At 67.0% G+C, this 26,190-nt stretch carries 23 protein-coding genes; 8 read left to right on the top strand and 15 right to left on the bottom strand.

Translation table 11 applies throughout. The features are described from left to right. The first annotated feature begins 207 nt into the window (after positions 1 to 207). On the top strand, positions 208 to 696 hold the full coding sequence (locus tag BKG60_RS12340) for a hypothetical protein (protein WP_239252923.1): 489 nt from the start codon (positions 208 to 210) through the stop codon (positions 694 to 696). 15 nt (positions 697 to 711) lie between these two features. Here the strand turns inward: BKG60_RS12340 and BKG60_RS12335 are convergent, their stop codons facing one another. The 4 genes from BKG60_RS12335 to BKG60_RS12320 form a co-directional block, all read right to left on the bottom strand. Next, positions 712 to 2,961, bottom strand: a complete 2,250-nt coding sequence (locus tag BKG60_RS12335; RefSeq protein ID WP_070186948.1) for a molybdopterin-dependent oxidoreductase — start codon at positions 2,959 to 2,961, stop codon at positions 712 to 714. Continuing rightward, entirely contained in the window at positions 2,958 to 3,527 is a 570-nt protein-coding gene (locus BKG60_RS12330) for a TetR/AcrR family transcriptional regulator (RefSeq protein ID WP_070945334.1), read from the bottom strand. The genes BKG60_RS12335 and BKG60_RS12330 overlap by 4 nt, the downstream gene beginning before the upstream one ends. Positions 3,528 to 3,742: 215 nt before the next feature. After that, the gene (locus BKG60_RS12325) at positions 3,743 to 4,873 is read right to left on the bottom strand and encodes a nitronate monooxygenase (RefSeq protein ID WP_070945335.1); all 1,131 of its coding nucleotides are present in this window, start codon (positions 4,871 to 4,873) and stop codon (positions 3,743 to 3,745) included. Between the two features lie 121 nt (positions 4,874 to 4,994). Beyond that, a complete protein-coding gene (locus BKG60_RS12320) occupies positions 4,995 to 5,360 on the bottom strand; it encodes a VOC family protein (RefSeq protein ID WP_070945336.1) in 366 nt (121 codons plus the stop codon). Between the two features lie 56 nt (positions 5,361 to 5,416). Here BKG60_RS12320 and BKG60_RS12315 point away from each other — a divergent pair, with 56 nt between their 5' ends. Then, a complete protein-coding gene (locus BKG60_RS12315; RefSeq protein ID WP_070186944.1) occupies positions 5,417 to 6,178 on the top strand; it encodes an HAD family hydrolase in 762 nt (253 codons plus the stop codon). On the opposite strand, the gene BKG60_RS12310 is transcribed toward BKG60_RS12315, so the two are convergent. Further along, a complete protein-coding gene (locus tag BKG60_RS12310; RefSeq protein WP_070945337.1) occupies positions 6,175 to 7,251 on the bottom strand; it encodes an NAD(P)H-dependent amine dehydrogenase family protein in 1,077 nt (358 codons plus the stop codon). The two genes, BKG60_RS12315 and BKG60_RS12310, sit on opposite strands and share 4 nt — an antisense overlap. Before the next feature lie 102 nt (positions 7,252 to 7,353). On the opposite strand from BKG60_RS12310, the gene BKG60_RS12305 reads away from it, so the two are divergent. The 5 genes from BKG60_RS12305 (at position 7,354) to BKG60_RS12285 (ending at position 13,865) form a co-directional block, all read left to right on the top strand. Next, positions 7,354 to 8,091 carry a glucose 1-dehydrogenase gene (locus tag BKG60_RS12305; protein ID WP_070945338.1) on the top strand — a complete coding sequence of 246 codons (738 nt, stop codon included), beginning with the start codon at positions 7,354 to 7,356 and terminating at the stop codon, positions 8,089 to 8,091. 239 nt (positions 8,092 to 8,330) lie between these two features. Next, positions 8,331 to 11,024, top strand: a complete 2,694-nt coding sequence (locus BKG60_RS12300) for a glycosyl hydrolase 2 galactose-binding domain-containing protein (RefSeq protein WP_239252921.1) — start codon at positions 8,331 to 8,333, stop codon at positions 11,022 to 11,024. 9 nt (positions 11,025 to 11,033) lie between these two features. Next, positions 11,034 to 11,258 (top strand): hypothetical protein, encoded by a 225-nt coding sequence (locus tag BKG60_RS12295; protein WP_070186940.1) that lies wholly within the window; start codon positions 11,034 to 11,036, stop codon positions 11,256 to 11,258. A gap of 75 nt (positions 11,259 to 11,333) precedes the next feature. Next, a complete protein-coding gene (locus tag BKG60_RS12290) occupies positions 11,334 to 12,560 on the top strand; it encodes an enhanced intracellular survival protein Eis (protein ID WP_278185119.1) in 1,227 nt (408 codons plus the stop codon). A 36-nt stretch (positions 12,561 to 12,596) separates the two neighbouring features. Then, positions 12,597 to 13,865, top strand: a complete 1,269-nt coding sequence (locus tag BKG60_RS12285) for a competence/damage-inducible protein A (RefSeq protein ID WP_070945340.1) — start codon at positions 12,597 to 12,599, stop codon at positions 13,863 to 13,865. A 10-nt stretch (positions 13,866 to 13,875) separates the two neighbouring features. Here the strand turns inward: BKG60_RS12285 and BKG60_RS12280 are convergent, their stop codons facing one another. The 9 genes from BKG60_RS12280 to BKG60_RS12240 all read right to left on the bottom strand — a co-directional run bounded on the left by BKG60_RS12280 (position 13,876) and on the right by BKG60_RS12240 (position 22,084). Next, positions 13,876 to 15,255 carry an FAD-dependent oxidoreductase gene (locus BKG60_RS12280; RefSeq protein ID WP_070945341.1) on the bottom strand — a complete coding sequence of 460 codons (1,380 nt, stop codon included), beginning with the start codon at positions 15,253 to 15,255 and terminating at the stop codon, positions 13,876 to 13,878. Positions 15,256 to 15,345: 90 nt separating this feature from the next. Continuing rightward, positions 15,346 to 15,993: an MBL fold metallo-hydrolase gene (locus BKG60_RS12275; RefSeq protein WP_075909660.1), complete on the bottom strand. Its 648-nt coding sequence runs from the start codon at positions 15,991 to 15,993 to the stop codon at positions 15,346 to 15,348. A gap of 56 nt (positions 15,994 to 16,049) precedes the next feature. Further along, complete coding sequence (locus BKG60_RS12270) at positions 16,050 to 16,958, bottom strand: alpha/beta fold hydrolase (protein ID WP_070186936.1); 909 nt, start codon at positions 16,956 to 16,958, stop codon at positions 16,050 to 16,052. Positions 16,959 to 16,984: 26 nt separating this feature from the next. Further along, positions 16,985 to 17,878 (bottom strand): fructose bisphosphate aldolase, encoded by an 894-nt coding sequence (locus BKG60_RS12265; protein WP_070186957.1) that lies wholly within the window; start codon positions 17,876 to 17,878, stop codon positions 16,985 to 16,987. Positions 17,879 to 17,972: 94 nt separating this feature from the next. Continuing rightward, positions 17,973 to 19,448 carry an amidase gene (locus tag BKG60_RS12260; RefSeq protein WP_070945343.1) on the bottom strand — a complete coding sequence of 492 codons (1,476 nt, stop codon included), beginning with the start codon at positions 19,446 to 19,448 and terminating at the stop codon, positions 17,973 to 17,975. A gap of 1 nt (position 19,449) precedes the next feature. Further along, positions 19,450 to 19,677 (bottom strand): hypothetical protein, encoded by a 228-nt coding sequence (locus BKG60_RS12255; protein WP_070186934.1) that lies wholly within the window; start codon positions 19,675 to 19,677, stop codon positions 19,450 to 19,452. Between the two features lie 43 nt (positions 19,678 to 19,720). Beyond that, complete coding sequence (locus tag BKG60_RS12250; protein ID WP_239252919.1) at positions 19,721 to 20,350, bottom strand: hypothetical protein; 630 nt, start codon at positions 20,348 to 20,350, stop codon at positions 19,721 to 19,723. A 271-nt stretch (positions 20,351 to 20,621) separates the two neighbouring features. After that, complete coding sequence (gene yaaA, locus BKG60_RS12245) at positions 20,622 to 21,368, bottom strand: peroxide stress protein YaaA (RefSeq protein WP_070945345.1); 747 nt, start codon at positions 21,366 to 21,368, stop codon at positions 20,622 to 20,624. A 53-nt stretch (positions 21,369 to 21,421) separates the two neighbouring features. After that, positions 21,422 to 22,084 carry a glycoside hydrolase gene (locus BKG60_RS12240; RefSeq protein ID WP_070945346.1) on the bottom strand — a complete coding sequence of 221 codons (663 nt, stop codon included), beginning with the start codon at positions 22,082 to 22,084 and terminating at the stop codon, positions 21,422 to 21,424. 550 nt (positions 22,085 to 22,634) lie between these two features. Between BKG60_RS12240 and BKG60_RS12235 the strand changes: the two genes are divergently transcribed. Continuing rightward, entirely contained in the window at positions 22,635 to 23,408 is a 774-nt protein-coding gene (locus tag BKG60_RS12235; RefSeq protein ID WP_070945394.1) for an ArsR/SmtB family transcription factor, read from the top strand. Here the strand turns inward: BKG60_RS12235 and BKG60_RS12230 are convergent. Continuing rightward, positions 23,405 to 26,190, bottom strand: a 2,786-nt coding sequence (locus BKG60_RS12230; RefSeq protein WP_075909659.1) for an MMPL/RND family transporter, incomplete at its 5' end; no start/stop codon positions are given. The genes BKG60_RS12235 and BKG60_RS12230 overlap by 4 nt on opposite strands.

The following is a 26,190-nucleotide window of genomic DNA, read 5'->3' as shown; positions in this document are numbered from 1 at the left end:
TTGCTACACCACAGGTGGGGCGCTATGGAGCGGGTTGGGAGAAACTCCCGCATCGTTGGTATTGGAACGTGTTCTGATCCCTGTGCTGTAACGGTTGGACGAGCGCGACGATGCACTCAGCGTTACCATCTGTCCCTGAAGCAACAGCGGGAGGTTACCCAGATGCATGTCGACATTCGAAGGTTGACGACTGTCTTCGCATGCTGTGTGTCAGGTCCCATCGTTGCGTTGTCGGTGGCCGCCGCGGCGGCCGCGGAGCCGGCCAGTCCGCCGGCACCGCCCGCACCGGCGCCGGTACCAGCGCCGCAGGCCGCGGGTTCGGATCCGGGGGCGCCACCAGCTCCTGGTGAGGTGGCGGGCACCCCGCACCTGGCGAGCCCCGAGGCACTGCCGCCCGGCTCGACGATGGATCCCACCGGGCAGGGCACCGAGTCCCCGAACCTGAGCTACCTCAAGGATCTGTGGCACGCGGTGCAGAGCCAGGAGATCAGTGGCAAGGAAGCGCTGATTCTCGGGCTGGCGCAACGCGGCATGAACACGCCCGTTCCCAACCAGGTGCCCGGCCCGAACGTACCGATCGCGCCCGAGGCGCCGGCCCCGGCGCCCGCGGTCGCACCGCTGCCCGCGACCGCACCGTTGCCCGCCGGACCGGTTGCTCCGCCTCCGCCGGTTCCGGCCCCCGTTCCCGCACCCTGAGTGCCGGGCAGCTGATCAGCCCGGAATGCTTTCGGCCCTGATGGGGTCGACGCGGGCAGGCACGTGCTTGTGCCACGGCGTGCCCGCGTACTCGTCGCGCCATTGCGACGACGTGAGCTCATTGGGTGCGACCCCGGGAGCCACCGCACGCCCGTCGCCGTCGGTGTAGTCCAGCCCGAACCCGTTGGGCAGGGAGATATGCCCGGGCAGCATCGCGTCGCTGACCTCCACGGTGGCCGTTGCGCTGCCGGCTGCCGTGGTGATCCTGGCCAGGTCACCGTCGAGCAGGCCGATGACTTCGGCATCGTGGACGCTGATCCGCAAGGCGCCGTTGACATCCCGCTTGCGCCAGCCGGGATCGCGGAAGATGTCGTTGGCGGTGTAGGCACGCCGTTCCCCGGCGGACAGCACCAGGGGAAGTGCCTCGGTGGTCAGCGCCGAGGCCGTGGTCGGCAGGGCCCGCACGGCATCGAGCAGTTCCGGCATCTCCAACGCGATCTTGTGGTCCGCGTGGGTGATCAGGGCGAAGTCGTCCGGATACTCGTGCACGGTGAACGTGATTCCGGACCGGCCGGCCAGGATGGCCTCGAACAGCGCGTTGCCGTCTGCGTGGCCGGCACGGCGCACCGCGTCGGGATAGGTCATCGCGGTCTTCTGTGCCAGGCCCCACAGTGCGGCTGCCCCGGCCAGGCCGGCCGGTAGGACCGGGCCGAGCGTTTCGTAGAGCACGTACGGCAATACCCGGCCGAGCCCGGGATTGGCGCCGACCGCCCCGAGAAACGCCTCGGCGTACGCGTCCAGGCCGTCACGGGCAGCGCGGCGCAGCGGGTCCAGTTCGGCGTCGTCGACCGCACCGATCGCGCGCACCAAGCGGGCCCAGATCTCGGGTTCGGGCAGTGTTGTCGGCAGCGGTTCGAACAGTGGATGGCGCAGGTGAAAGTTGTTGTGCGGGAACTCGAGATTGAAGAACGTCGCCTCGGGCTTCTCGAACTGGTTGGCCGCGGGCAGCACATAGTGCGCCAACCGCGCGGTCTCGGTCATTGCGACGTCGACGACCACCAGGAGTTGCAGCGATTGGAGTGCGGCCCGCACGGCCGCCGAATCGGCCACCGAGTGCGCCGGGTTGCTGCTCTCGACGATCATCGCGCGGAACCGGTCGGGATGGTCGCCGAGGATCTCCTGCGGCACCACGTTCGACGGCACCAGTCCGGCGATCACCGGAGCACCCGTGACCGGGCTGCGGCCGACCCCACCCGAGCCGAACAGCGGGGCGAACGACGAATGCAGATGCTGCCCACCTCGTTTCGCGAAATTGCCGGTGAGGATCCACAGCATCTTGTTGAGGTATGAGCACAGCGTGCTGTTGGGGGCCTGCTGAATGCCGAGATCCTCGAACACCGCGACGCTGCCGGCTGCGGCGATCCGGCGTACCGCGGCGCGCAGCAGGGACTCGTCGACGCCGCACCGGGTCGCGTAGTCGCTGACCGGCACTTCGGCGAGGACGTCGCGGACGGGTTCGACGCCGTTGACATGGGCGGCCAGAAAGTCCTCGTCGCAAAGGTTTTCCTGTACCAGCACCGCGGCCATGGCGGCCAGACACCAGGCGTCGGTGCCCGGCCGCACACGCAGATGGAATTCGGCCAGCTTGGCGGTGTCGGTCATCACCGGATCGATCACGATCATCGCGCGGTCGGGATCTTTGGCGATCTCGTTGAGCACCACCCGTGCCCGCGGGAAACTCTGCGACATCCACGGGTTCTTGCCGACGAACACCGAGACCTCGGCGTGTTCGAATTCGCCGCGGGTGTGACCGCCGTACAGGTGGGCATCGACCCATGCCTCACCGGTCTTTTCCTGCGCCAGGGCGTTTGACCGGTACCGCGAGCCGATCGCCTTGAGGAACGCGCCGCTGTAGGCCCCGCCGAGATGATTGCCCTGGCCACCGCCGCCGTAGTAGAAGATCTTGTCTCCGCCGTAGTTGTCCCTGATGGCCAGGAAGCCTGCGGCGATCTCGGAAATCGCGGTGTCCCAATCGATCTCCTCGAAACTGCCATCAGGCCGCCGGCGCAGTGGCGAAGTGAGCCGGTTGGAACTGCTCTGATAGTGATCGAGCCGCAGGGCCTTGTTGCAGGTGTATCCCTGCGACGCCGGATGGTCCTTGTCGCCACGGATCTTGGTGATGGCCCGGTCTTGGGTCTGTACCACGATGCCGCAGTTGCACTCGCACAGGATGCATGCGGTGGGCTGCCATTGATCGACGGTCATGACGATGTTCCTTCCGGCAGGAGTGCACGAAGTTGGCGGTGGATCTTCTCGAGTGGTTTGACGTCGCGAGTGGCCCGCGCCATCACCACCGCGCCTTCGATGGCAGTCATGATCAGTGTTGCCAGTTCCTCGGCGCGCCCGGCGGGCACTCCGTCGTCGGTCAGCCGGCGGGTGATCTGGCCGGTCCACCGGGTGAAGGCGGCTCCCGCCCGATCGAGTGCGGCGTTCTCGGCCGGGCCGGGATCTCCCGCCTCTACCGCGACTGCAACGATCGGGCAGCCGGCTCGGAAATTGCTGGCGGACAACTGTTTACGAAACCCGGCGATCATGGCGTCGAGCAACGCCGCCGCGCTGTCGGCCTTGTCGATCCGTGCGGCCACCTGATCGCTGGCGTAATCGATGGCCTCGCAGAGCAGCTGGCCGCGCCCGCCGGGAAAGTAGTGATAGGCCGATCCGCGCGGTGCGCCGCTGTGGGCGAGCACGTCGGCGATCGCAGTCGGGTGCGCGCCGCGCTCACGGATCAACAGTGCGGCCGAGGCCACCATGCGTTCACGAGGACTGGTCACCGGGTGCCTTCCGTCGATTATGTATAGAAACATACATAATCGACGGGCATCGGTCTACACCTTCGAGCGATGCCCTCGGCAGGGGGACGACAAGGCCGAGGATTGCGGCTACATGCTGACCGCAATCCTCGGCCTAATTGCCTAATTGGTGGTCGACCCCAGATCGGGTCCAGTCACTCCGCCGGCGATGGGGAACCCGCCGCCGGCGGCCTCGATCAGACCCCGGCGGCCTCGTTGAGGGCGTTGAGGGTGCCCGTGGCCTCCAGGTATTCCTGAACCCAGCGTTCGATCACCGCGGAGGTCTTCTCGACCTTGGTGAACTGGCCGACCACCTGACCCACCGGGTTGAACGCGACGTCGACACTCTCGTTCGGGTACTTGTGCGTGGCGGCCACGGCCATTCCGGACACCATGTACTGCAACGGCATGCCGAGCGGCTTCGGGTTTTCCGGGTTCTCCCACGCTTCGGTCCAGTCGTTGCGCAGCATGCGGGCCGGCTTGCCGGTGAACGAGCGGCTGCGCACGGTGTCGCGGCTGCTGGCCTTGGCGTAGGCGGCGTGCTGCTGCGCGGTGTGCTCGGACTCCTCGACCATGACCCACTGGGATCCGGTCCAGGCGCCCTGCGCGCCGAGTGCAAGTGCGGCGGCGATCTGCTGACCGCTGCCGATACCACCGGCCGCCAGCACCGGAACCGGAGCGACCTCCTTGACCACCTGTGGCCACAACACGATCGAGCCCACCTCGCCACTGTGCCCACCGGCCTCGCCGCCCTGGGCGATGATGATGTCGACACCGGCGTCGGCATGCTTGCGGGCCTGTGACGGCGATCCGCACAGCGCCGCGACCTTGCGGCCTTCGTCGTGGATGCGCTTGATCATGTCGGGCGGCGGGGTGCCGAGCGCATTGGCGATCAGCGTCATCTTGGGATGCTTGAGGGCGATTTCCACCTGCGGGGTCGCGGTGGCCTCGGTCCAGCCGAGAAGCTGCAGCGCATCGTCGTCGCTGTGCTCGACCGGCACGCCGTGGTCGGCGAGGATCTTGCGGGCGAACTCGAGGTGCTCCTGGGGCACCAGGGACTGCAGCATGCCCTTGAGTTCATCGGCGGACATGTTGGCGTCCATGCCCTCGTACTTGTTGGGGATGACGATGTCGACGCCGTAGGGGTGGTCGCCGATGTGCTCGTCGATCCAGTTGAGCTCGATCTCCAGCTGCTCGGGCGTGAAGCCCACGGCGCCCAGGACGCCGAAACCGCCGGCCTTGCTGACGGCCACGACAACGTCGCGACAGTGGGTGAACGCGAAGATCGGGAATTCGATCCCCAGCTCGTCGCAGAGTGCGGTGTGCATTCGGAACTCCTTGAAGTGACGGTGCGGTTTGAGAGTCCTCGGCCGATCCGGCCCGGACAGAAGTGAAACGTGTTCTAGTTTAGTACCACCATGGGTGGTTTTGGACCGGGACCCGGCACATTCACGCGAGCTCGGCCACGAACGACACCTCATTTCCATCTGGATCGGCGACATCGATGACGGCGACCATGTCGGCGATGACCTGCGGCTCTGTGACACTGACACCGTTGTCGCGCAGCCACGCGGCGGTGGTGTCCAGTTCGTCGACCCCGCATCTGACGGCCGATCGCCCGGCGCGGCCAGGATCGGTGACGACCTGTAGCCACGCGGTCGCGGTCAGCTGCCATTCGGCGACTCCCGGAACGGGTTCCAGGTCGGGTTCGCGGTCGAGCAATCGGGTGTACCAGGCCCTCGCCTCCTCGAATCGTCCGGTGGCGATGACGGCCGCGACGTCCTTGATCCCGATGCAGTGTGCGGTTGGGGCCATGCCCCATTTCTAGTCTCGACTGGCCGATTGTCGTGGCGGCTTGGTTTAGTAGCCCCATGGGCCGCACCTTGTCGCCACCCGAGTCACTCGAGGAAATCGGGTCCGGGCCGGGGGGATCGCAGGTGGGCGCGTTCTTCGACCTCGACGGCACCCTGGTGGACGGATTCACCGCGACGGCGCACGCCGGCCATCGCATTCGGCAGCGGCAGGCTGCTGCCGGCGAGATCCTCGGGATCGTCGAAGCCTCCGTGCGCTATCGGATCGGCCGGATGCCGTTCGAGCGGCTCCTGGTGCGGGCCGCCGGGTACCTGCGGGGCGAATCCCTGCTCGAACTCGACGAGCTGGGGGAGTACCTCTTCCAGAACCGGATCGCACAGCGGGTCTATCCGCACATGCGGGAGGTGGTGCGTCGGCACCAGGACCGCGGCCACACCGTGGTGCTGAGCTCCTCGGCTCTGACCATCCATGCCGAGCCGGTCGCGCGACACCTCGGGATCGACCACGTGCTGTGCAATCACTTCGTGACCGACGGCGAGGGCAGGCTGACCGGCGGCATCGTCGAGCCGATCATCTGGGGTGCGCGCAAGGCCATTGCGGTACAGACGTTCTGTCGGGCCGAGCAGATCGACATGGCGCACTGCTATTTCTACGCCGACGGCGACGAGGACGGGGCACTCATGCGGTTGGTGGGCCATCCGCGGCCCGTGAACCCGAGGCCGGGGCTGGCCTCGGCCGCGACCGACCACGGTTGGCCGGTGCTCACGGTTCCGCGTCCCGGCAGCCGGCGTCGGGATCGGCGGCTCCGGCCCGGGGCTTAGCCGAGCTTGTGGAGTCCCTTGCCGGTCACCAGCGGCAGGTCCAGGGTGGTGCGAATGCCCGGCTCGGCGGCCACCACGTCGGGGATGGCGTTGACGATGCGCCCGGCCGCCGCCACGATCGCGGCGTGGTTGTGGTCGCCTCGATCGCTGGTCGGGCAGATGTCCACGACATATGACGGCTCGCCGGTGATCTCGACGCGGTAGGAGCCGCCGGGCTGGGCCGGTTGCGCCCAGTCCGGTCGCAGGTCCGCACGCACCCGGGTGACGTGTTCGACGACGATCACCGGCTTACCGCCGACCATGCCGTTGATCTGGAAGCGCATCGCCGCCACCGTGCCCTTGGCGATGACGCCGGTCGCGACCTCGATGTCCTCGGGCGCGGGTTCCAACTCGTAGTGCTCGGTGATGTCTTCGACTTCGACGCCCAGTCCGGCGGCGAGCATCCGGATCGCGGTCCCCCAAGCGGCGCTGAGGATTCCGGGGAGAAACAACATTCCGGGCTGGTCGATCGGATTGCCGAATCCCATGACGATCGACATCACCTCGCTGCCGTCATAGGTGGCGTAGTCGGCGATCTCCATGGTCTTGATCTGATCGACGCGCTGACATGTGCCAGCGATCGCGAACGGCACCAGGTCGGTGGCGAACCCGGGGTCGACACCGGTGATGAACACGCTTGAATTGCCCGCCTGAGCAGCTTCTTCCACCCGTGCGATGGCCTTCTCCGGCATGGCGCCCCAGGGGAATTGCAGGCCGCCCGGGGCCGAGCCGACCACGTTGATCCCGGCAGCCAGTGCGGCCATCACATCGCGGGTGGCTTCCATGGGGCGGGTGTCACCCATCGCGCAGTACACCAGGCAGTCCGGTTTGGCGGCGATCGCGGCATCGATGCCCAGCGTGGCGGTGACCCCGGTGACGTCGCCCAGCCCGGCCAGTTCGCCGGCGTCCAGACCGACCTTCGCCTCGGTCGAGGTGCCCACCGCGACGAGTTCGAACCGGGGGTCGTCGATGAGCTGGATCAGGGCCAATCGGCCGCAGTTTCCGGTTCCGACGATCGCCACGCGAATGGCCATACAGGTCTCCTCAAGATGTGCGGTCTAGTCGCAGTATGCCGATCCGGCGACAAAATTGGAACAGGTTCTAATTCTGCGCGTCAGGCGGTAGCCTCACCCGTCATGGGACGGGTAGACGGAAAAGTGGCACTAATCAGTGGCGGCGCGCGCGGGATGGGCGCCGAGCACGCGCGCGCTCTGGTCGCCGAGGGCGGCAAGGTGGTGATCGGGGACATCCTCGACGACGAGGGCAAGACGTTGGCCGCCGAGCTCGGTGACTCGGTCCGGTATGTGCATCTCGACGTCACCCAGGAGGACCAGTGGGACGCCGCGGTCGCGACGGCGACCGAGGAGTTCGGTCTGCTCAATGTGCTGGTGAACAATGCCGGGATCGTCGCGCTCGGCCAGATCGGCAAGTTCGACATGGCCCAGTGGCAGAAGGTCATCGACGTCAACCTGACCGGCACCTTCCTGGGGATGCAGGCGTGCGTCAAGGCGATGAAGGCCGCGGGCGGCGGCTCGATCATCAACGTGTCGTCCATCGAGGGCCTGCGCGGTGCGGCCATGGTGCACCCGTACGTCGCCTCCAAGTGGGCGGTGCGCGGCCTGACCAAGTCCGCGGCGCTGGAACTGGGACCCAAGCAGATCCGGGTCAACTCGATCCACCCCGGCTTCATCCGGACCCCGATGACCGAGCACTTCCCCGAGGACATGCTGAGCATTCCGCTGGGCCGGCCCGGGCAACCCGACGAGGTGTCGACCTTCGTGGTGTTCCTGGCCAGCGATGAGTCGCGTTACGCCACGGGCGCCGAGTTCGTCATGGACGGCGGCATCGTCAACGACGTCCCGCACAAGCTCTGAGTCGCACCGCCCGTACGCGGCGGTTCCGACCACGGCAGAATGACCTGGCAGGGCATCGAATCGCCGACACGGTGCCAACCTGACCGGTCTGTGAGGAGCTGCCCATTTCCGCCCGGAATCGCCGCGCCGGCCTGAGCGTCACGGGCTTCGTCGGCCTGGTCGGTGCCGCACTGCTGCTCTTTTCCCTGTGCGCCGCCGATTTCCCGCCGTTCGCGCAACCGGAACCGCCTTCCGGACGGATGGAACTGGCACAGGGCTGGCAGCTGGCCTCGGCGCGTACCGTCACCGCCGACGGCGCCGCGATGTCCACACCCGGCGAGGTGAGCGCCGACTGGCATCCGGTCAGACAGATGCCGTCCACCGTGCTCGCGGCCCTGCAGGACGACGGCACCTATCCGGACCTGTATTTCGGGGACAACCTGGCCGATGTGCCGGACGACCTCTTCCGGCAGGACTGGTGGTACCGCACGACGTTCACCGCGCCCCGAGGTAGCTCGAGTTACCGGCTGGATTTCCCCGGCATCAACTACCGCGCCGAGGTGTGGCTCAACGGCACGATGATCGCCGGCAGTTCAGTGCTGGTGGGCATGCACACGATCCACGAGATCGACGCGACCGAGTGGATCAACCCCGGCGGGGTCAACACGCTGGCGGTCAAGGTGACACCCGAGCAGTCGCTGCAGGACATCGACGGCGTCGAGCTCGCCGACAGCTGGTGGGACTGGCTCAACTGGAACCGCATCGGCTACCAGGGCCCGGGCAAGAACCCGCTGCGCGGCAATTCCTATGTGGCCGACCGCAATGCGGGGATCTTCAAACCGGTGTACCTGAGCTACTCGGGCCAGGTCGTGCTCAGTGACCCGCTGGTCACCACCGAGCTGCCGCTGCCGGCCACCGACTCGGCCCGGCTCGCCGTCCACTCCGATATCCGCAACACCGCCGATGTGCCGATGCGCGGCGTGGTGCGGGCCCGCATCAGCCGACCCGGCAAGCCCTCCATCTCGGTGTCTCAATCGGTCAACCTGGCGCCGGGGGAGAGCCGGGAAATCCGGTTCGACCCCGACACTTTCGCGGCGCTGCGGGTAAGCGACCCGGACCTGTGGTGGCCCTACACCATGGGCAAGCCCGACCTGTACGACCTGCGGCTGGAATTTCTGCGCTACGGCCGGGCCACCGACACCCTGAATTCCCGATTCGGCATCCGCACCGTGGCACAGCACCGCGACAACGACGAGCAGTACCCCGACCTGGGTCGGGGCGGCAGCTTCTACCTGACCGTCAACGGCCGTGATTTCCTGGTCCGGGGCGCGGCATACACGCCCGACCTGTTGTTCCGGTACGACCCGCAGCGCGAGGACGCCATCCTCGGCTACGTCCGGGACCTGGGACTGAACATGCTGCGGCTGGAAGGAAAGTTCCCGGGCGACAACATCATCGAGCGTGCCGACGAACTCGGCATCCCCCTGATGTACGGATGGATGTGCTGCAACCAGTGGGAGAAGTGGTCGCAGTGGGACGACGAGGATCGGCGTGTGGCCGACGAGAGCATGCGCTCGCAGATCCTGTCGCTGCGCGGGCACGCGTCGGCGTTCCTGTGGGCCAACGGCAGTGACGGCAAGCCGCCGGCGCCGGTGCTCGCGGGTTATCACGAAATACTGCGTGATCTGCACTGGCCCAACACCGTCGTCGACACCGTGTCGTCCCTGGCTCGCGACGCCAACGGGGAACCTGACTGGGACGGCATCCACATGGCCGGCCCCTACACCTGGCGCCCGCCGAGCTACTGGTTCAGCGGCCGGTATCAGGCCACCCGCGGCTCCAACGCCGAACAGGGTGACAACGAGCACATCCCGCCGTTCGCCAGCCTGCAGAAATTCATCCCGCCCGACAAGCTCTGGCCCATCAACGACGCGTGGTACTTCCACGCCGGGGCCAACCCGAGCAACGCCGCCCTGGAGAGCATCCGGACCGCGGTGATGCAGCGTTACGGATCCTCGCGCAGCGCAGAGGAATTCGCGCGCAAGGCGCAACTTGCGCATTACGAGTCCACCCGCGCCCAGTTCGAGGCGTTCGCGGCCGGCGGGTGGGACAACCACAAGATGACCATCTACTGGATGCTCAACAATCACTGGCCGTCGTTCTTCGGCCACCTCTTCGACTACTACCTGCGGCCCGGCGGCGCCTACTACGGGGCAAAGAAGGGGCTGAGGCCGCTTTCGGTGGTGTTCGATTCCTACGCCACCGGAGATCACGACACCGCCCACGTCAGTGTGGTCAACCAGTCCCCGCAGGAGCGGACCGGCCTGCGGGTGCGGGTCCGGGTCTATGACCTGACCGGCCGGATGCGTGACGACCGGAGCGCCGAGGTACCTGCGGTCCCCTCCAACGGTGTCGTGCCCGGGTTGTCCCTGCCCCGACCGGACGGCGACTCGCCGGTGGTGTTCGTCCGCGCTGAACTGATCGACGAGGACGGTGCTGTGGTCGCCGACAACACTTACTGGCAGTCGCAGCACCTCGACGACGTCGGACCTCCGGTCAACGACCAGGCGTTCGACCTTGTACAGAGCAGCTGGGCCGACATGACCCCGCTGAACACCATGGCACCGGCGCGCCTGCAGGTGAGTGCGCACCGGACCGAATCGGCCGGCGACGCCAAGGTGCAGATCCGGCTGCACAATCCCGGCCGCCGGCTCGCGTTCTTCGAACGTGTCGAGATCACCACCACTGAAGACGGTGACGAGATCCTGCCGATCGAATACTCCGACAACTACGTGACCGTCTACCCGGGGGAGACGGTGGAGCTGACCGGCACGGTGACCGGAACGGAGCAGCCACCCTCCGCGGGCACCGCCCGCGCCGCGAACTGGGTCCGGGTCAGCGGCTACAACAGTGCGCCGACGGTGGTGCCGATCGACCAACGGGCCCGACGATAGGATCGGGTGATGACCACAACCGATGAGCGCCATGAGATCAGCCAGCTGGCCGAAAGCGGCGGATGGCTGCACCGTGACGTCGACCGGGTGGACGTCTACCAGCGCGGTACCAACCGCATCAGGGTGGTGTGGCAGGGCTCCGACAAGATCAGTGGCGCGACGCTGTACCAGGACGACATCATGACCACCTACACCCGCGAACTGGCGACCTTGAACGGGTGGCTCAAGCGCTGAGTCGCCCGTCGGCCCGATCATGCGGGCCGAAAATCGGTCGCATCGACCGGTGACGGTGTGGCACTGTCGGATTCCGTGATCGACAACGCGGATACCCCGGCAGGCACGCTCGCGCTGCATACCGTCACCGAGTCCGACTGGGCGGGCATGGCACTGCTCGGCAACACCGCGTTCGGTGAGGTCAACCATCCCGAATCGATGGCGGCGTGGCAGCAGATGGTGCCGCCCGGCGGCGGCGTGGTGATGCGTGCCGGTGGCACCGACGGGGACATCGTCGGGCAGTCGATCTACCTCGATCTCACACTCACCGTCCCGGGCGGGGCACCGCTGCCCGCGGCCGGCATCAGCTATGTGGCCGTCGCTCCCACCCATCGGCGGCGCGGGATCCTGCGCTCGATGTACACCGAGTTGCACCAGCGGATCGCCGATGCGCAATACCCCATCGCGGCGCTCACCGCGAGCGAAGGCGGAATCTACGGCCGGTTCGGCTACGGTCCCGCCACCACCGTGCACCTGATGACGATCGACCGCAGGTTCGCCCAGTTCCATGCCGGCGTCCCGGACCCGGGCGGCGTGCGCCTGGTCAAACCCGCTGAGCACCGTGACAGGTTCGCCGAGATCTACGAGCGCTGGCGGCAGCGGACGCCGGGCGGCCTGGCCTGCCCGACGGCGCTGTGGGACGACGTCCTGGCCGATCGGGAGAACACCCGCGACGGAGGGTCTGAGTGGTTCGCGTTCCTTCACCCGGACGGCTACGCGCTGTACCGGGTGCACGGCGAGGAGTCCAGGTCGCTGCGGGTACGCGAAGTCACCGCGGTGACCACGGATGCCTACATCGCACTGTGGCGCGCTCTGCTGGGCATGGACCTGATGGAGAAGGTGAGCATCTGGACCCATCCCGGCGACGCCCTGCCGTACCTGCTGACCAACCCACGGCTGGCAAGGGTGACCTCGAGCAGCGACGATCTGTGGGTCCGGATCATGAACATCCCGGTTGCCCTCGAGGGACGCAGGTATCAGGCCGATCTCGAGACCGTGCTGGAGGTGGCCGATGGTTTCCGCGGTGACGGTGGACGCTTCGCCCTGGAGATTCGCGACGGCCAGGCCCGGTGTACGCCCACCGAGGCAGCCGCCGACATCGAGCTCGGCCTCGACGTACTGGGCAGTCTGTACCTGGGCAGCCACCGGCCCGAGACTTTCGTCGCCGCGAACCGGTTGCGCAGCAAGGATTCAGAGGCAGTGCGGCAGCTCGGCGCAGCCTTCGCCAGTGACGTGCCTGCCGAATTGGGCTACAGCTTCTGAGCCTGACCGCCGGGCGCCTTGCGTAGTGTTCACCTGGTGAGCGCACGTGCAGGCATCGTCGTTACCGGAACCGAAGTACTCACCGGAAGGGTCCAGGACCGCAACGGTCCGTGGCTGGCCGACCAGCTGCTCGAGCTCGGGGTGGAACTCGCGCACATCACCATCTGTGGCGACCGTCCCCGAGACATCGCGGCCCAGCTGCGATTCCTGGCCGCCGAAGGTGTGGACCTGATCGTGACGAGTGGCGGCCTCGGGCCGACGGCCGACGATCTGACCGTGGCGACCGTCGCCGAGTTCAGCGGCCACGAACTCGTTCTCGACGCGGCCATGGAGGAGCGCATCGCCGCGATCCTGCGCAAGCTGATCGGTGACCGTCCGGGCGTGGATTTCGATGCGGTGCGCGCCGCCAACCGCAAGCAGGCCATGGTGCCGGCCGGTGCCGAGGTTCTCGCGCCGGTCGGCACCGCTCCCGGCGTCGTCGTGGACGGCAACCCGACGGTGGTCGTGCTGCCCGGCCCGCCGCGGGAGTTGCAGCCGATGTGGCGCGCTGCGGTCTGCACCGAAGCTGTGCAGCAGGCGATTTCGGGCCGCACCCGCTACCGCCAGGAGATGGTGCGGATGTTCGGCCTGGCTGAGTCCGGTCTGGCCGAGACGCTGCGTGACGCCGAGGGCACGATCGCGGGTTTCGACGCGCTTGAGATCACCACCTGCCTGCGCCGCGGCGAACTCGAGATCGTCACCCGATACGAGCCTGACTCGGCGCCGGCCTACCAGGCCCTGCTGACGTTGCTGCGCGACCGGCACGGTGCGGCGCTGTACTCCGAGGATGGCACCACCGTCGACGAGCAGGTGTCCGGCTTGTTGGCCGGACATCGAATCGCCACCGCGGAATCCTGCACCGCTGGGTTGCTGGCCGCTCGACTGGCTGACATCCCCGGCTGCTCGGAATACTTCGCGGGCGGGGTGGTCAGCTATTCGAACGAAGCCAAAGCCGAACTGCTGAACGTCGATCCGGTTCTGATCACCGAGCACGGAGCGGTCTCCGAACCAGTGGTCGAATCGATGGTCACCGGCGCGTTGCACCATTTCGGCGCCGATACCGCGGTGGCCATCAGTGGTATCGCCGGCCCGGATGGCGGTAGCCCGGAAAAGCCGGTCGGCACCGTGTGTTTCGCGGTCCGGTCGGGTTCGACGGCGATCACCCGCACCCTGCGACTGCCGGGCAATCGTTCCGACATCCGGGAGCGGTCCACGACGGTGGCCATGCACCTGCTGCGCCGCGCCCTCGCCGGAATCAGCGAATAGCCGAACGATCTCAGGTTCGCACCACGGCGGCTCTGTCGGTCGCCGGCTGTTGCGTGCGGCGCCGTCGGGAGCCGGCCGCCACCCGGCGCACCACGGACGGATGGAACAGTCGGCCGGGTCGATCCACCAGGTTCATCACCCGGAAGAACGCCTCGGTAACCACCGGGTCGTCTTCGGCGGCGGTGAGCACCCGCTCGGTGTACCAGTTGGTCAGCCGCATCGAAGCGGGTCGGGGGCCGGGTATCTGCGGCAGGGCAAGATCGGCGCCGCACGCCATCTGCCATGCCGTGTTGACGCAGCCGGCGGCGGCGCGCAGGAATCTACGGCCCAGTTCGTCGGCTCCGCGGGCCAGGCAATCGCGCAAGGCCAGCGCCTCGAGCGCGGCCACCGACATTCCTTGCCCGTACACCGGATTGAAGCTGCAGATCGCATCGCCGAACACCAGCAGGCCTTCGGGGAAGCGTGGCATGCGCTCATAGCGCCTCCGGACGCTCGCGGGATAGCGGAAAGTCGCCGGCGGACCGAGTGGTTGGGCGTTGCGTAAGGCTTCGACCGTGTCAACCGGGAACAGATTCTCGATGAACCCGATCATCCCGTCCAGATCCGCCGGTGGTTCCTGCCCGTTCATTCCTGCCGTAGTGAGCAGCCAGGTGTTGTCTTCGTAGGCGAACAGTGAACCCCCACAGGTTCTTTCGGGAACCGGTCCGACAAGGGTGAGCCGATCGTGTGGCGCGTCGCCGGCAAAACGCAGCAACTGGCTGGAATAGGCCACCTGCACCGTGATTCGGTCCTCGGCCGGACGCCCGAATCCCGCGCTCTCCAGGAACGCTGGTGTGCGTCCGGCACGGCCCATCGCGTCGACGATCAGGTCGGCCGCGATCGCCGCTCCGGTGCCACCGTCTCGGGCGGTCACCAGAACGCTGTTCACCCGGCGGGTGTCGTCCATCAACAACTCGACGGCCTCGTGCCGGTCGAGGATCCGGATGTTGTCGATGGCGCGCACCCGGTCGCGCACGTGTGCCTCCAGGAACGGTCGGCTGGCCAGATACGAGGCGATCGGTTTGGACTGCTGCCCGTTGAGGTTGAGTCGATGGCCGCCGAATGTCAGTGAGACGAGGGCCAGGTTCGTCCCGTCCAGCACCGTCGCACCGTCGGCGGCCAGGTCCTCTGGGAGCCCGGGAAACAGTTCGGCCATCGCCTCCAGGCCGCCGCTGAGCAGTCCGTGGGCGTGCCGTCCTTGCGGGACGCCGCGCCGTTGAGCCGGGCCGTCGGGTAGGTTGTCGCGCTCGACGAGTGTGACGGTGTCGAAGAAATCGGCCAGCGCGCGGGCCGCCAGCAGACCTCCCATGCTCGCGCCCAGCACTACCGCGTGTTTGCCGATCGTTGCCATAGCCGACCTCCGGACCGCTGGCATGTCGCCAGTTGTTCGAAGTATCGGAGCCGGCCGGGGCCGGGCCTAGAGTAGTGCGCTACTCGAACGTCAGCCGGGCACCGGCACCGATTGCAATGCTTCCTCCACGCAGGCCGGCCACGTGCCTTCGTCGAGGGGCGTGACCGCACGCGCCCCGTATGCGCTGGAGATGACGACATCGGGCTGCAGGCTCGCCAGCACGTGCAGGCTGTCGGCCATGGCCCCGGCATCGCCGATGCCGGGAATCACGAACGTCGACCACCGACCGTCGGCGGCGACGAACATGGTGTCCCCGGTGAACAGGTACCGGCCCTGGGCGCCCTTGACCAGATAGCTCGTGCTGCCGGGAGTGTGACCGGGGGTGGGGATCACCTCGACGCCGCGGTCATCGACATGGCGGGACGACAGCGGTACGTCGATCGGGCTGTGCCGACCGATCGTCTCGCGTTCGGCCGCGGGCGCATGCAACCGGGAACCGAAGTGTTCGGCGATTCGGGCCAGCATCGGGCCGGCCTCGTCCTGGTGGGACAGATAGTGGTCGTCGACACCGCCGAGCGACTCCAGCGTGGCGAAGTCTGCGTCGCCGGCCGGGCAGTAGAACAGCGCGTTGTGCCCGCCCGACGTCCACAGGTAGGAGTGCGTCGTCAGACCGGGAAACGGTGTGTCGGTACGGGTTTCCCACAGGTCGGACCGGATCTGGGTCATCGAGTTTGTCATGACCCCAGCCTCGACCCTCAACAATGGTTGAGGTCAACCCCCGGGCGAGGTGGGTGTTACTTCGTCTTGTCCCACATGGAGATCATCGTGCCCATGATCTCCTCGGCGCAGCCCAGCCCGCCGAGGTGGCTCTCGTAGGGCAGCTCGGTCATCACCGCATCGGGCAACCGGGAGACCACGTGCTGACCGTGTGCGAACGGCACGATGTGGTCGTGGTCGCCGTGCCACCAGCGCACCGGAACCCTGACCTCGTCAAGCCGGAAACCCCAGTCACGCTCGAACACCACGATGTCGTAGAACGGCGCGGCCAGCTGCTTGCGGCTGCCGTTGAGCAGATCGTCGAGGAACATCGCCTTGAACTCGGGGCGGCCCAGCATGCGCCGGTCGCCCTCGGGGGAGATCCGCGCGTAGATCTCCAGCGCGGGCGACGCGACCGGACGGATCAGCCGGATCAGCCCGGAGGCGGCCAACCGGATCGGTGCGCCGGCCACCTCCAGGATCGGGGCGACCGCCGCACCGAGCTGCATCAGCGGACTGCTGATCGCGTCGGGGCCCACCATCGGCGCCACGCCGCCGAGCACCCCGGCCGCCACCACCCGGTCGGGCATGGCGGCCGCGGTGGCCAGCGTGTAGGGCCCGCCGCCGGACAAGCCGATGACGGCCATCTTGTCGATGCCCAGGGTGTCGGCGATGGTGCGCAGGTCGTCACCGAAATCCAGCACCCGGTCGTACTGGTGCGGGGTGGACGAACCGATGCCGGGCCGGTCCACCCCGATCAGCCGGATGTGGTTCCGCTCGGCGTAGATCCGGGCCTCGGTCGGGATCTGCCTGCGGGCACCTGGGGTGCCGTGCAGCCAGAAGACTGCGCGGCCCTGCGGATCCCCGAACTCGGCGAAGCCGAGCTGCCGGCCGTCGCCCACGGCGACATTGCCCTCCAGTTTGGGGCGATCGATCGGGATGACCATCTGCGCGCGCCTCGCCGGTTCCGCGACTAGCCCGCGACGGACGCGTCGTAGATCGACTGGATGGACTTGTCCAACGTGGCGTTGAACTCGTCGTCGCTCTGCTGTGCCGACAGACCCTCGGTCAACGCGCGGCTGAAGCTGGCGATCACGCCGGTGTTGGCGGCCAGCAGCTTGTTGGCCTCGTCGCGCGAGTAGCCACCGGACAGCGCCACCACCCGCATCACCTTGGGGTGCTCGACCAGCGCCTGGTAGTGGTTGGTCTGGGTGGGCAGGGTCAGCTTGAGCATCACCTTCTGATCGGCCGGCAGCGCATCGAGGTTCTTGGCGATCTCGCCGCGCAGCAGCTCCTCGGCCTCGGCCTTGTCGGAGATCGAAATGGTCACCTCGGGCTCGATGATCGGGATCAGGCCGTGCGACAAAACCTGCTTGGCGACCTCGAACTGCTGGGCGACCACCGCTGCGATGCCTTCGGCGTCCGCCGCGCCGATCACCGAACGCTCCTTGGTACCGAAGATGCCGTTCTTCGCCGCACGCGCCAGCAGATCGTCCAGGCCGGGCATCGGCTTCATCACCTGCACACCGTTGGCCGCATCGGCCAGGCCCTTGTCGATCTTGAGCAGCGGCACCACGCCCTTGTCCTCCCACAGATAGGTCGCGGTGGGCTTGCCCTCGATGGTGCGGTCCATGGTCTGCTCGAACAGGATCGCGGCCAGGACCCGGTCACCGTTGAACACCGGCGAGGTGATGATGCGCGAGCGCATCTGGTGGATCAGGTCGAACATCTGCTCTTCGGAGGAATAGGCGCTCTCCTCGACCCCGTAGAGACGCAGGGCCTTCGGGGTGGACCCGCCACTCTGGTCGAGCGCGGCGATGAAGCCCTTACCCGTGGTCATCTTGTCGGCCTGCTGCTGATTAACCATGAGGTTGTCCACTCCTTTGAAGACGGCGTCGGCGCTGTTGTTCTGCTGTTGCGCACACCACAGTGGCGCACAGTTCGCCTCAGAGGATATGCGGCTACGTCCCGGCGGTAGCGCCCACCCATCGGGGCGGGGTGCGGGCAGCCCACGGGGCGGCCTGCTCGAGTTGGCCGGCCAGGCTGAGCAGGACCGATTCGTCGGGAGCCATCAGCTGCACCCCGATGGGCAGTCCGTCCGACGTCTGGCCCAGGGGCAGCGATATGGCAGCCCAACCGGTCACATTGGCCAAGGCCGTCCATCCGGTGCTGGCGAACTCGACATCGAAGAACGCCCGGGTGGTACCGCGGGGCTGATTCAGCAGCCCGTACGGCGGCGGACCGGTCAGCAGCGTCGGCACCAGCAGCACATCGCCACCGGCCATTCCCGCGGCGAACCGCCGCGTCTGGGCGTGGATGTCGGCGATGGCACCGGCATAGGCCAGTCCGGTGGTGGTGAAGCCCTCGCGGATCATCACCCAGGTGCTCGGCTCGAACTCGTCCTCGCGGGGCGCCCGGCCCAGATGTTGCCGGGCCAATTCGTGCAACTGGGCGTTACTGACGGTGTGCAGCACCGCGATGGCGTCGGCGACCACGTCCGGGTCGACCGTAGGAGCCCCCGGGGTGACGTGGTGGCCGAGGCTTTCCAACAGCCGCCCGGCGTCTTCGACCGCCGAGACCACCTCGGGGTCGCTTTGGTCGGTGGGAAACGGCGACGAGGTGGCAATCAGGATGCGCTGCGCCGACGGCGTCTGGGCGGCCGCGTCCAGGAAAGAGACGGGTGCGACGGCCGCACTGTAGGGATCACCGGGGGCGGTCCCGGCGATGACGTCCAGCAAGGCCGCGCAGTCACGGACCGTTCGGGCCAACGCGTGACTGTTCACCAGGCCTTCGAGTCCGTGACCGCCGTCAGGGGCGAAGGAGGACCGGCCACGTCGAGGCTTGAGTCCGACGACACCGCAACAGGACGCGGGCACGCGGATCGACCCGGTACCGTCGCCACCCGAAGCCGCGGGCACCACGCCGGCGGCCACCGCGGCAGCCGAACCGCCGCTGGATCCGCCCGGGGTGACGGTCGACGACCAGGGATTCACCGTGGGACCGGACAGCAAGGGCTCGGTGGTGCAGTGGTTGCCCCACTCGGGGGTGTTGGTCTTGCCGAAGACCACGAGGCCGGCATCGAGGTAGCGGTCCACCGTCCACGCGGTTTCAGTTGCCACATGGTCGCGAAAAGCGCGGCAGCCCATCGATTCGCGAGTGCCCGCCAGCGCCGCTCCGAGATCCTTGAGCAGGAACGGCACCCCGGCGAGCGGCCCGGATCGCTCACCGCGCAGCACCCCCGACTCGTCGAGGGCAGCGGCCTGGGCCCGACCCCGGTCGAACAGGTCGGTGATCACGGCATTGAGACTGCGGGTCGCCTCGACCCTGATGATCGCGGCGTCGAGCAACTCGACGGCGGTCACCTCACCGGCAGCGGCCAACGCCGCCTGTCCGATCCCATCGGTGCGGGCGAGCTCGAAGGCCGACGACGAATCCATGTCACATCACTTCCGGGCGATCACTGGCGGTATCGGGAGGGCTGCTGATGCGGGTCAACTCGAGCGCGATGAGAACCTCGATCGCGGTGATGATCAGACCCGTGAAGTACATCCATTTGAGAGTCGGATCTGGTTGTGCAGCAAAGTAAACGGTCAGAAAGATCGGCCCGACGATACCGACGACGAACACCATGGCCTGGATGCGGATGTACCGCCAGAATGTGGACATCGATCTCCCGCCGCGTGGCCGATGAGCGGCCAGCTTAACGCGGCTACCGCGGTGCGATGACGACCGGCGTGGACAGGATCTCGCGGTACTCGACCATCGGTTCGCGTTTGAGCACCGCGCTGCCCGAGGTGACGAGCAACTCGGTCGGCGAGACCGAGTAGTTGACCTGGTAGTTGCGTGCGACGAACCGGCGGCCCGGCGTGAGGTCGGCCGACGCCGCGAGCGCGGCCTTGTCGGAGAGTCGGACACCGTGGTACTCCAGCCGGCCGGTGCGGTCCAGGCAGATCACCACCAGTGATCTTTCGGTACGCCCGATCGCCCGGGCCGTCTGGGTGTCCGCGCACCGCGCTTGAGAATCGACGAAGCCGGATCCGTCGGAGGCGAACGTCGCTGCCGGGGCCGCGGCGGCGCGCGCGGCGAAACTGCGCGGCGGGGGCCGGTGCGGTTTCACCTCGTAGGTCCTGGCCCCGACGGCGTAGACCGAATCTCTGGCCGAGAATTTGGAGGCGAGTGTGGTGAGGATGACGAATGCGGTCAGCATGGAGCTGACCACGGCCGCGGCCGCCACCCCGATGCCGACGGGTAGCCAACGTCGTTCCGGTACCTTCCGATGTCGTCCACGGCGAGCCGGCTGATACGTCGGATGCGGTGTGGAAACGAGGCGGGTGACCAAGCTTGCTCCCGGGGAACGGCGGTGTGGTGGGCGTGGCACGGCGACAGGCGCTGACGCGAGCTCATATTGTGCACGACGCGGCAGGGCGCTGTGGGCAACACCCGGGAATTGGCCGAAACCTGCTTTCCTCGTGGGCCGGTCGCGCGGGGGTTCTGAAATTAGCTCGGCAACAATCAGATTCGCGTGAGGCGGCCGACTGTATGTCAGTACACCACAGGCAGAAGCGATTTGGGTCGTCAGCGCGGCTGGTGCCGGGCAACGCCGGCACGCGTCAGGCTGACACCACGACGGTCAGTTCGTTTCCGTCGCGTTCCACGTTCATGCCACTGCGGCGGGCAATGGCCGCCACGGCGGCCGCGTCGCTGGGCTCGGCCCGGGAGCCGGCCAGTGCGCGCGCCAGTTGACCTTTGTGGGCCTTGTTGAAGTGGCTGACCACGCTGCGGTGCCCGTCGGGGTGTTCGGCCAGAACCTGCACGCGGACGGCGCCGGGGATACGACCCAGTCCTGCGTATGAGCCGGAGCGCAGGTCCACGATCAGCTCCGCGGCCGCGATGCCGGCCAGCGCCGGCTCCAGCAGTGGGCGCCAGCGTTTGGCCAGGCCGGGTTGGCCGGGCAGCTTTGAGGAGGCCGACAACCGGTAGGCGGGTACGGGATCGTCGGCCCGAAGCAGACCGAACAACGCTGATCCGACTGCCAGCCGGGCGCGGGCGCGCGTGGCGGCGGTCCCGCGCAGGGATGCGATGTCGAGCGCGTCGTAGAGGACTCCGGTGTATCGCTCGATGGCCGGCATCGTGGGCGCGTGCCACAGCGCGGCATTGCGCTCGATCTCTGCGTCCTGGGCGGCGGAGATGCCCAGAGCCTTGCGGCACGCGGGCGGGTCGCCGGCGAGGTCGACCAATTCGTCGATCAGCGACTGGCGAAGCGGGGTGAGCTGCGGAGAGCTCAGAATGTCCAAACGCACCGGCGGGTCGTCCCCGCCGGTGCGTTTGGTCTCCGACGGTGGCAGGAGCACGATCACATCCAGACGTTATCCGAACGATCGTGGCCCGCTGACCACCGACAGGTGTGATGTCAGATGGCGACCGGAGCCGGTTCGCCGGGCGCCGGGGGTGCCGGCGGCGGCGGGACGTCGAGCACGATCGGTGCCGGACCATCCATCGGGGCGGGCGGGATCGCGTCGGCCGGTGGCGGCGGTGCGAAGGGGTCCATCGGGGCCGGGGCGGCCATGGGATCGGCCGGCGGCGGCGGAGCGAAGGGATCAACGGGAGCCGGGGCGGCCATCGGGTTGATCGGGGCTGGGGGCGGCGGTGGCGCGCCGAACGGCAGGGGAGCATCTGCGGGCGCATCCGGCGGTGCGGCGGCTTCTACCGGTAGGTACATGTGGTGGGTGAACTGGCGCTGGTAGGCGCCGCCGCCACCGATCCGCACGCCGTGGCCGCCCTCGCCCGAGGACACGGGGGTGCCGTCCGGGAGGGTCACGGCGGTGTGGCCGCTGTTCCAGCCGATCACCAGGGCGCCGGGCTGGCTGCCGTACTTGAAGCCACGGGCCAGCAGGGCCCGCTCCTGGTTGCCGGTGTTGAAGCGGTCACCGTAGACAGGACGGCCGGTGGCCATGTTGCTGACCCAGGAGGCCAGGCCGGAGCAATCCGTACCGGCCGGGGAGTCTCCACCGGAGATGTACGGCGTGCCCGAAACCTGCTGGACAAGCGCCATAAGCGTCGCGATAGCAAACATGCGGCGGGACGCTAGCAGAGGGGATTTTGGGCGGGCAAAATATGTGACTCCGTTCACAGGGGGTGTCGGATATGGACTGATTCACGCTTTCACGGATCGGGTGTGGTTGCCTGTGCGGGCAATTCGGTTGCCAGTGGTACGTATTTGCCAGGACGATGCCGTACGCATTCGACTATCGCCAATAGTGCTGCGGCACTGGGCTTGTGCTGTGATTCGCCTGCCGGATTCACGCCGTGCGGCATGCGGTCGATCGGCGAAACATATTGCTGTAACAAGTATTTCGGAACTATTCGATCGATCCCACGGAAAGGGTGCCGCCCGGGTATCGGCGGACCGCCGTGCCACGGCCGCGGCCGTAGAGAGGGGCGGGGGTGACTCATGCCGGCAACGTCGGCACTGTCTTGACGGTTGGCTGGACAGGCCCCGTTCGGCGTGTGCAACGGCGGTTCCATCGCTTGTCTTCGCTGATCGGACCCGGTTGACAGGCAGCCGTTTGGCTGCATGATTGACGGAGGTTTGGTGCGCGGCCGCGGCTGAGGGGATGGCGAGGGTGGACGAGGTATTCAAGGCGCTGGCCGACCCCAGTCGGCGGCTGCTCCTGGACAGCCTCAATGACCGGGACGGACAGAGCCTGCGCGAGCTCTGCAGCGGCTTGTCGATGGCCCGGCAGTCGGTCAGCAAGCACCTGGCCATACTGGAGGCGGCCAATCTGGTCACGTCCGTCCGGCAAGGCCGGGAAAAGCTGCACTACGTGAACGCCGAACCGATCAATGCCATCGCCGACCGCTGGATCGACCGCTATGACTCCACGCGGGCGCAGACCCTGTCGGACCTCAAGACGGTGTTGGAGAACCCCGGCTCGGTGGGCGAGTTCGTCTACACGACCTATATCCGCACCACCCCGGAGCGGTTGTGGCAGGCCGTCACCAATCCGGCGTTCTCATGCAGATTCATGGGCCATGCCATCGAGTCCGACTGGCAGAAGGGTTCGACCTACACCTGGGTCGAGGGCGGACTTCGGATCGAGGACTCCGCGCAGGTGATCGTCGAGTCCGACCCCTATCAGCGGTTGGCCTTCACGTTCCACGGGTTCACGCCTGAACTCCAGCAGATCGCCCCGGATCTCAGCGGCGAAGCGATTGCCGAAGCCGCGGCAGAACGGCGCTCACGGGTGTCGTTGAGCATCGAAGCCGTCGGAGATCAGGTGGAGCTCACCGTGACCCACGACGGGTTCGAGCCGGGCAGCATCGTGCGGGATCTGATCGCTCGCCGGTGGCCGCTCAAGTTGTCGAGCCTGAAATCCGGCCTGGAACAGGCTGACTAGACCCGGGAATCCTGCGGCTCGCGCTGGACGGGGGAGGGCCATGGTGCCGGCAGGGGCCGCTGACGCACGATCTGCGGCCACCAGAACCACTTGCCCATCAGTGCCGCGATGGAGGGGGTCATGAAGGAGCGGATGACCAGGGTGTCGAACAGCAGGCCCAGGCCGATCGTGGTGCCCACCTGACCGATCACGGCCAGTTCGCTGACTGCCATCGACATCATGGTGAACGCGAACACCAGGCCGGCCGAGGTGACCACCGATCCGGTGCCGCCCATCGCGCGGATGATGCCGGTGTTGAGGCCCGCGTGGATCTCTTCTTTGAATCGGGAGACCAGTAGCAGGTTGTAGTCGGCGCCGACGGCCAGCAGCACGATGACGGCCATCGCGATCACCATCCAGTGCAGTTCCAGGCCGATCAGGTGCTGCCAGATGAGCACGGACAGACCGAAGGATGCGCCCAGGGACAGCACCACCGTTCCGACGATGACCGCGGCGGCCACCACGCTGCGCGTGAGGATCAACATGATGATGAAGATCAGGCACAGCGCGGCGATTCCGGCGATCAGCAGGTCGTAGTTGGCGCCTTCCTGCATGTCCTTGAAGGTGGCCGCGGTGCCGCCGAGGTAGATCTTGGACCCCTCCAGCGGGGTGCCCTTGATCGCCTCCTTGGCGGCGTTCTGGATGCCGGCGATGTGTGAGATGCCTTCGGGGCTCATCGGGTCGCCCTCGTGGCTGATGATGAACCGCACGGCGTGCCCGTCGGGGGACAGAAACATTTTCATGCCGCGCTTGAAGTCGGGATTGTCGAAGGTTTCCGGCGGCAGATAGAACGAGTCGTCGTTCTTGGATGCGTCGAAGGCCTGGCCCATGGCGGTCGCGTTCTCCATCGACGCTTCCATCTGATCCTGCAGCCCGCCCATGGTGGCCTGCATGGTCAGCATCATGTTCTTCATGTTCTTCATCGTGGTGATCATGGGCGGCATGATGGTGAGCATCCGTGGCATGAGGACATCGAGCCGGTCCATGTCCGGCATCATCTTCTGGATGTCGTCGGTCATGGTGTCGATGCCGTCAAGGGTGTCGAAGATCGACCGGATCGACCAGCACATCGGGATGTCGAAGCAGTGTGGTTCCCAGTACAGGTAGTTGCGGATCGGCCGGAAGAAATCGTCGAAATCGGCGATGTGATCCCGCATTTCGGCGACATCGTCAACCATGCCGTGCATCTTGCCGACCATACTGTGGGTGGTGTCCGACATTTCCTTGGTCAGCTGGAGCATCCGCTCCATGGTGTCGACCGTTTTTTGCATCTCGTCGGCCTGAACCAGCATGTCCTTCATGCGGTCCTGCATGTACTTCATGTTCATCATCTGCGTGGTGCCCTGCATGCTGATCTGGAACGGGATCGAGGTGTGCTCGATGGGTGTTCCCTGCGGGCGCGTGATGGCCTGCACCCGGGAGATGCCGGGCACCTGGAAGATTCGCTTGGCGATGCGGTCGACGACCAGGAAGTCCGCCGAGTTGCGCAGGTCGTGATCGCTCTCGATCAACAGCAGCTCGGGGTTCATCCGCGCCTGGGAGAAGTGCCGATCGGATGCGGCGTAGCCGGTGTTGGCCGGCAGGTCCGGCGGCAGGTACTTGCGGTCGTTGTAATTGGTCTGGTACCCGGGCAGGGTCAACAGGCCGACCAGCGACAGTGCGATGGTGGCGACCAGGATCGGTCCGGGCCAGCGCACCACCGCGGCACCGATCTTGCGCCACCCGCGGGTGCGCATGGCGCGCCGGGGTTCCAGCGTCTTGCCGAACCGGCTGGCCACCGAGATGATCGCAGGCCCCAGCGTCAGTGCGGCGACAACACCGGTGACCATGCCGATGGCCAGCGGGATGCCCAGCGACCGGAAATACGGCAGCCGCGTGAAGTGCAGGCACAGCGTGGCGCCGGCGATCGTCAGGCCCGAGCCCAGCACCACGTGGGCGGTGCCGTGAAACATCGTGTAGTAGGCCGACTCTCGGTCTTCACCGACACTTCTGGCCTCTTGATATCGGCCGATCAGGAAGATCGCATAGTCGGTGGAGGCCGCGATCGCCAATGTCACCAGCAGGTTGGTGGCGAATGTCGAGAGCCCGATGATGTTGTAGTAGCCCAGCGCGGCGACGACGCCGCGGGCCGCGGACAGGGACAACACCACCATGACCAGAGTGAGGAGCACTGTCACCACTGACCGGTAGACCAGCAGCAGCATGATGATGATGACGGTGAAGGTCAGCGCCTCGATGATCCGTACGCTGCGGTCACCGGCGATGTGCTGGTCGGCCGCCAGTGCGGCCGGCCCGGTGACGTAGGCCTTGACCCCGGGCGGCGGGGTGACACTCTCGACGATCGCCTGGACGGCCTCGACCGATTCGTTGGCCAGCGCCTCGCCTTGGTTACCGGCGGTGTAGACCTGAACATACGAGGCCTTGCCGTCCGCGCTTTGGGCGCCGGAGGCAGTCAGCGGATCGCCCCAGAAATCCTGGACGTGCTCGACGTGCTTGTCGTCGGCCTCGAGCTTGTCGATGATCTCGTCGTAGAAGTCGTGCGCTTTGATGTCCAGCGGCTGGTCGCCCTCGAGCACGATCATGACCGAGCTGTTGGACTTGAACTCCTGGAACACTTCGCCGACGCGCTTCATCGCGATCATCGACGGCGCCTCGTCCGGCGTCATCGACACCGACCGCATCTTGCCCACCTCTTCGAGCTGGGGCACAACCGTGTTCAAGACGGCGATGAGGGCGATCCAGC

This window comes from Mycobacterium syngnathidarum (genome assembly GCF_001942625.1).
In the GTDB taxonomy this organism is placed as follows: Bacteria; Actinomycetota; Actinomycetes; order Mycobacteriales; family Mycobacteriaceae; genus Mycobacterium; species Mycobacterium syngnathidarum.
Note: the sequence above shows the minus strand (reverse complement) of the source record. Positions and strands in the feature narration are given on the sequence as shown.

What these genes read in the sequence shown, in the direction of transcription:
- BKG60_RS12275 (WP_075909660.1), bottom strand. Translation starts at nt 15,993, where the DNA reads ATGACAAACTCGATGACCCAGATCCGGTCCGACCTGTGGGAAACCCGT.
- BKG60_RS12310 (WP_070945337.1), bottom strand. Translation starts at nt 7,251, where the DNA reads ATGGCCATTCGCGTGGCGATCGTCGGAACCGGAAACTGCGGCCGATTG.
- BKG60_RS12240 (WP_070945346.1), bottom strand. Translation starts at nt 22,084, where the DNA reads ATGTTTGCTATCGCGACGCTTATGGCGCTTGTCCAGCAGGTTTCGGGC.
- BKG60_RS12255 (WP_070186934.1), bottom strand. Translation starts at nt 19,677, where the DNA reads ATGTCCACATTCTGGCGGTACATCCGCATCCAGGCCATGGTGTTCGTC.
- BKG60_RS12265 (WP_070186957.1), bottom strand. Translation starts at nt 17,878, where the DNA reads ATGGTTAATCAGCAGCAGGCCGACAAGATGACCACGGGTAAGGGCTTC.
- BKG60_RS12335 (WP_070186948.1), bottom strand. Translation starts at nt 2,961, where the DNA reads ATGACCGTCGATCAATGGCAGCCCACCGCATGCATCCTGTGCGAGTGC.
- BKG60_RS12295 (WP_070186940.1), top strand. Translation starts at nt 11,034, where the DNA reads ATGACCACAACCGATGAGCGCCATGAGATCAGCCAGCTGGCCGAAAGC.
- BKG60_RS12320 (WP_070945336.1), bottom strand. Translation starts at nt 5,360, where the DNA reads ATGGCCCCAACCGCACACTGCATCGGGATCAAGGACGTCGCGGCCGTC.
- BKG60_RS12260 (WP_070945343.1), bottom strand. Translation starts at nt 19,448, where the DNA reads ATGGATTCGTCGTCGGCCTTCGAGCTCGCCCGCACCGATGGGATCGGA.
- BKG60_RS12315 (WP_070186944.1), top strand. Translation starts at nt 5,417, where the DNA reads ATGGGCCGCACCTTGTCGCCACCCGAGTCACTCGAGGAAATCGGGTCC.
- BKG60_RS12280 (WP_070945341.1), bottom strand. Translation starts at nt 15,255, where the DNA reads ATGGCAACGATCGGCAAACACGCGGTAGTGCTGGGCGCGAGCATGGGA.
- BKG60_RS12305 (WP_070945338.1), top strand. Translation starts at nt 7,354, where the DNA reads ATGGGACGGGTAGACGGAAAAGTGGCACTAATCAGTGGCGGCGCGCGC.
- BKG60_RS12325 (WP_070945335.1), bottom strand. Translation starts at nt 4,873, where the DNA reads ATGCACACCGCACTCTGCGACGAGCTGGGGATCGAATTCCCGATCTTC.
- BKG60_RS12270 (WP_070186936.1), bottom strand. Translation starts at nt 16,958, where the DNA reads ATGGTCATCCCGATCGATCGCCCCAAACTGGAGGGCAATGTCGCCGTG.
- BKG60_RS12300 (WP_239252921.1), top strand. Translation starts at nt 8,331, where the DNA reads ATGGAACTGGCACAGGGCTGGCAGCTGGCCTCGGCGCGTACCGTCACC.